Origin of the sequence: Nocardioides sp. CPCC 206348, assembly GCF_048654705.1 — a bacterium.
In the GTDB taxonomy this organism is placed as follows: Bacteria; Actinomycetota; Actinomycetes; order Propionibacteriales; family Nocardioidaceae; genus Nocardioides.
In genome coordinates this window covers 1-4,666 of the sequence record NZ_JBMCZA010000205.1, presented here as the reverse complement: position 1 = coordinate 4,666, position 4,666 = coordinate 1, and the positions used below count along the sequence as shown (strand labels likewise).

The following is a 4,666-nucleotide window of genomic DNA, read 5'->3' as shown; positions in this document are numbered from 1 at the left end:
CCCTTGGCCTGGCCGGAGCGGTGCAGGTCGCCGACGCCACCGAGATCGACCACCGGGCCTTCGACATCGCCTTCGCCGATCCCGCGCGTCGTACCGGCGCGGGGCGCAGCTTCCGGGTCGAGGACTGGACCCCGCCATGGACCTGGGTCGAAGGACTCCTCCGGCGCGACGCCTGCGTCAAGGTCGCCCCCGGCATCCCGCACACGCTGATCCCCGAAGGCGTCGAGGCCGAATGGGTCAGTGACGAGGGCGAGGTCAAGGAAGCCGCCCTGTGGGCAGGGCGGACCGCGACCGTGGCCCGCCGCGCGACCGTCATCGGGTCCGGCGGACTCGCCAGCCTGACCGACGAGGACGACCCCGGCCCGGCGGCCGTCGGCGTACGGCCGGTCGGCGCCTACCTCTACGAACCCGACGGCGCGGTCATCCGCGCAGGCCTGGTCACCGCCGTCGCGGCCGGCGTCGACGGTGGCCTGCTGGACACGAAGATCGCGTACGTGATGGGCGACTCCGCGTTCCGCTCGCCCTTTGCACGCGGCTACCGGGTCGTCGAGGAGCTCCCCTACCGGGAGAAGCAGCTCAAGGCGGCGCTGCGCGAACGCGGCATCGGACGACTGACGATCAAGAAGCGCGGTGTCGACGTCGTCCCCGAGCAGCTGCGCAAGCGGCTGGCACTGAGCGGCGACAACGAGGGCACGATCGTGCTCACCCGCGTTGCCGGCGAAGGCACCGCCCTCCTCGTCCAGCCGTTCTGAGCCGCGACCCGGCCGGCGTCAGGGAACCTTCTCCGGAAATCGCGTGATGTTCCGGAGCCCAGCGCGTCTGGATTCTCGAACACCTCGCGACCAAGGAGTGAGAGATGTCCAACCATGTGACCGTCAAGCACCGCGCGACAGGACCGATGCCCGCCATCGAGCGTGACGCCAACGCCGCCAACGTCGGCGCCCACCGCGGGCACCGCACGACGGGCCTGCCCATCCTCGGCATCCTCGGGATCATCCTGATCATCGTGGCCGCCGTCCTCGCGACCAGGGGCTGACGTGCGGATCTCCCTGCGGTCGCTCGTCGCCGCCGTGAACGACCTGCTCATCCGGCCGTTCCGCAACGCCCGGCGCTGACGCCGGGCCCGCGCGGGATCAGTCGCGACCGAGTGCCGCGGCCTCTGCGCCGATCGTGGTGTCGGCCCCGTGGCCGGTGTGCACGACCGTGTCGTCGGGCAGCGCGAACAGGTTCGCCCGGATCGATGCCTCCAGCGTCGGACGGTCGCTGAACGAACGACCCGTCGCACCCGGCCCGCCCTGGAACAGGGTGTCGCCCGTGAACACGCAGCCCAGGTCCGGCGCGTAGAGGCACACCGCGCCCGGCGCATGGCCGGGCGTGTGCAGCACCCGCAACGTCGTACCGGCAACCGCGAGGACCTGGCCGTCCGACAGGTCGACGTCCCAGAGGTGGTCGAGGTGGGTCATCGTCCACAGCGTCCGGTCGTCGGGGTGCAGCAGGATCGGTGCGACCACGAGCTCCCGGAGCTCGGGTGCGACCCGTACGTGGTCGTCGTGCGCGTGGGTGCACACGATCGCCCGGACCTTGCGCGTCCCGACCACCGCGATGATGTCGTCGACCGAGTGCGGCGCATCGATCACGATGCACTCCTCGTCGTCACCGACCACCCAGATGTTGTTCTCGACGTCGAAGGTCTCCCCGTCGAGGGAGAAGGTGCCGCTCGTGACAGCGTGGTCGACCCGAACTGCGCCGCTCATGAGATGACCACCACCGAGCGCAGCACGTCGCCGTGGTGCATCTTGTCGAAGGCGGCCTCGATGTCACCCAGGCCGATCTCCTCCGACACGAATGCGTCGAGATCGAGTCGGCCCTGGCGGTACAGGTCGACCAGCATCGGGAAGTCACGGCTGGGCAGGCAGTCGCCGTACCAGCTGGACTTCAACGCACCCCCGCGACCGAAGACGTCGATCAGCGGAATGTCCGGCACCTTCATGTCCGGCGTCGGTACGCCGACCAGGACGACCGTGCCGGCGAGGTCGCGGGCGTAGAACGCCTGCTTCCAGGTCTCGGGCCGCCCGACGGCCTCGATCACGACGTCGGCGCCGTCCGCGCCGTCGTAGGTCTCCGCACAGATCCGCTTGATCTCCTCGACCGGATCGACCACCGAGGAGTCGACCACGTGGGTCGCGCCCATCCGGCGGGCGGTCTCGAGCTTCTTCGCGTCGATGTCGACCGCGATGATCGGGCTCGCCCCCGCGAGGGCAGAGCCGGCGATCGCCGCCACGCCGACGCCGCCGCAACCGAGGACCGCGACGCTCCTGCCGCGGGTCACCGCGCCGGTGTTGATCGCCGCACCGATGCCGGCCATCACCCCACACCCGAGCAGGCCGACCGCCGCGGGGCGTGCCTGCGGGTCGACCTTGGTGCACTGCCCGGCAGCCACGAGGGTCTTCTCGGCGAACGCGCCGATGCCCAGGGCGGGCGACAGCTCCGTGCCGGCGCCTTCACCATCGGCGAGCGTCATCTTCTGCGTGGCGTTGTGGGTGTTGAAGCAGTAGTGCGGCTCCCCTCGCCGGCACGCCCGACAGTCGCCACAGACCGCGCGCCAGTTCAGGACCACGAAGTCCCCGGGCTCCAGGCCCGTCACCTCGGGTCCGACGGCCTCGACGATCCCGGAGGCCTCATGCCCCAACAGGAAGGGGAAGTCGTCGTTGATGCCGCCCTCCCGGTAGTGCAGGTCGGTGTGGCACACCCCGCACGTCAGTACCTTCACCACGGCCTCGCCCGGACCGGGGTCCGGGACGTTGATGGTCGCGATCTCGACGGGCGCTCCCTTGCTGCGAGCGATGACGGCGCGGACCTGCTGCATGCTGCCTCCTGCACTGGATGACCGGAGTCACCAACCTAGCGACCGCTCGGCAACCGTCACATCCACTCGACGCTGGCAATCACCGATGCGATGAGGTCCTTGGCGAAGGCGGGCTCGTCGGGGGCGCGGATGGTGAAGTCGAAGTGCACGATGCGCCCGTTGTGCAGCGTCCCCACCTCCTTGAACCGCTTCCCGGCGCTCTCCCCGTCGATGACCCAGCAGACCTTGCCGGCAACCGTGATGTCGTCGCCGCGTCGATAGGTCATCCCGGCCTGGTCGTCCAGCACGTCGAGGGCGAGCGACGCCCCCTCGTCGAGCGCGTCGACGTCGGACAGGACGTCACTCCCGCCGATGTCCACGGTCACGCCGTCGACGGTCGCCGTGGCGAAGATCGAACCGCCGCTGTCGTCGAGGTACCACTCGCCCTGGGACGGCAGCCGGAGGCTCAGCGACTCGCCGAGGACGGCCTGCTCGCCGCTCGCCGGCTCGACCACCGGTACGTCGGACGTGGTGGAGGTTGCGGCGGACGTTGCGGTCGACGTCGTACCCGTTGCCCCGGGTGAGTGGCCTGCGTCCGGGTCGTCGTCGGACGTGCAGCCGCCCGCGGCGCCAACGATGACCACGAACAGCAGTGCCGCGATGACCCGAGAACGCATTTCCTCACCCTAGCCACCGGCCGGTCCGGTTTCGGGGGTGTGGGGGCCGGGTATCGGGGCCTCAGACATTCCAACTCGGGCGAAGGATCGTTCAGCATGGTGCTTCTGGATCTTGCCGGCTTCACCTCAGCAGACCTCGCCTCCGCCGGTCCCCGGGAGCTCAAGGTCGTCGAGAGCGAGATCACCAAGGTGATCAAGGTCCTCAACGAGGAGCTGAGGAACCTCAAAGACGTCGACTTCCCGGTCAGGGGACACATCTCCGGTCGCGCGTTCGGCGGCGGACCGCCCTCGCCCCTCCTGGCCGACCACCACGAGCGCGCCCACCGCGTCGTGGTCGACACCCTCGTCGACCTCCGCAAGGACCTGCGCGACTTCCGGACCGCCGTCCGGGAGGCACGCGACCTGATCCGCGACAAGGACGAGGAGGCCGTCGGCGAGATCCAGCTGGTGCTGGCGAAGACCGAGAGCATCGACCTCGGTGCGAACGCGTACCGCGACGCGCAGGTCGAGCACCAGAACGACGGGGGGACCAACTGATGGCCGGCGAGAACCTGGAGCGCTTGCAGCGCTGGACGGCGGGGATGGACCCCGATGACGTCCTGGAGGCACGCGGCGCCTGGCACAAGGGCTCCGGGTCGCTGACCGACGTCCGGCGGACGCTGAAGCAGGCTGCCCACGACATCGGCGACGGCTTCGGTGAGGAGTCCGGTGTCGCCGACTCCGCCGCCCGGGCGTTCCGCCTCGTCGCCCGACGCCTCAAGGACAAGGAGGCGAAGATGATCCGGGCGGCCGACGTACTGCTGTCCGTCCACACCGCGATGGTCGAGGCCCAGTCCGCCCAGGCCGGCGCCCCGGAACGTCCGTCGGACACTCCCCCCAAGCCCGAACAGTTTCCCGGACTCCCCGTGGTCGCGAGCATCGAGTACGCCGTCGCAGCCGCGCAGTACAACACCGGCGTGATCGCCTACAACAACGCGGACCTGGACGCGCAGGCGAAGCTCGCCAGGCTGAACGACGCGTACTCCGAGGCGATCCTCGTCATGAAGACGATCCACGGCGATCCCCGGCTGCCGGTCGTGGTCGGGAGCGACGTCCGCACCAACGACGACCCGCTCAACCCGGTCGAGCTCGTGGACTGGCCGCC

At 70.0% G+C, this 4,666-nt stretch carries 7 protein-coding genes; 4 read left to right on the top strand and 3 right to left on the bottom strand.

Annotated elements, in window-relative coordinates; translation table 11 throughout:
- Window positions 1-752 (top strand): THUMP-like domain-containing protein (locus ACOADB_RS20230; RefSeq protein ID WP_420281098.1); only part of this gene is annotated, 752 nt, incomplete at its 5' end.
- 104 nt (window positions 753-856) lie between these two features.
- Window positions 857-1,036, top strand: a complete 180-nt coding sequence (locus ACOADB_RS20225; protein WP_378602651.1) for a hypothetical protein — start codon at window positions 857-859, stop codon at window positions 1,034-1,036.
- 97 nt (window positions 1,037-1,133) lie between these two features.
- On the opposite strand, the gene ACOADB_RS20220 is transcribed toward ACOADB_RS20225, so the two are convergent.
- Genes ACOADB_RS20220 through ACOADB_RS20210 form a run of 3 tightly spaced genes read right to left on the bottom strand, consistent with a single transcriptional unit; the run spans window position 1,134 to window position 3,522 of the window.
- Window positions 1,134-1,754, bottom strand: a complete 621-nt coding sequence (locus ACOADB_RS20220; RefSeq protein ID WP_378602648.1) for an MBL fold metallo-hydrolase — start codon at window positions 1,752-1,754, stop codon at window positions 1,134-1,136.
- The gene (locus tag ACOADB_RS20215; protein WP_378602645.1) at window positions 1,751-2,866 is read right to left on the bottom strand and encodes an S-(hydroxymethyl)mycothiol dehydrogenase; all 1,116 of its coding nucleotides are present in this window, start codon (window positions 2,864-2,866) and stop codon (window positions 1,751-1,753) included. Before ACOADB_RS20215 ends, ACOADB_RS20220 begins: the two co-directional genes overlap by 4 nt.
- 56 nt (window positions 2,867-2,922) lie before the next feature.
- Window positions 2,923-3,522, bottom strand: coding sequence for a hypothetical protein (locus ACOADB_RS20210; protein ID WP_378602642.1), 600 nt, complete (start codon window positions 3,520-3,522; stop codon window positions 2,923-2,925).
- Window positions 3,523-3,618: 96 nt separating this feature from the next.
- Here ACOADB_RS20210 and ACOADB_RS20205 point away from each other — a divergent pair, with 96 nt between their 5' ends.
- Window positions 3,619-4,059 carry a hypothetical protein gene (locus ACOADB_RS20205; protein ID WP_378602639.1) on the top strand — a complete coding sequence of 147 codons (441 nt, stop codon included), beginning with the start codon at window positions 3,619-3,621 and terminating at the stop codon, window positions 4,057-4,059.
- Window positions 4,059-4,666, top strand: a 608-nt coding sequence (locus tag ACOADB_RS20200; RefSeq protein WP_378602636.1) for a hypothetical protein, incomplete at its 3' end; no start/stop codon positions are given. The genes ACOADB_RS20205 and ACOADB_RS20200, both read left to right, overlap by 1 nt.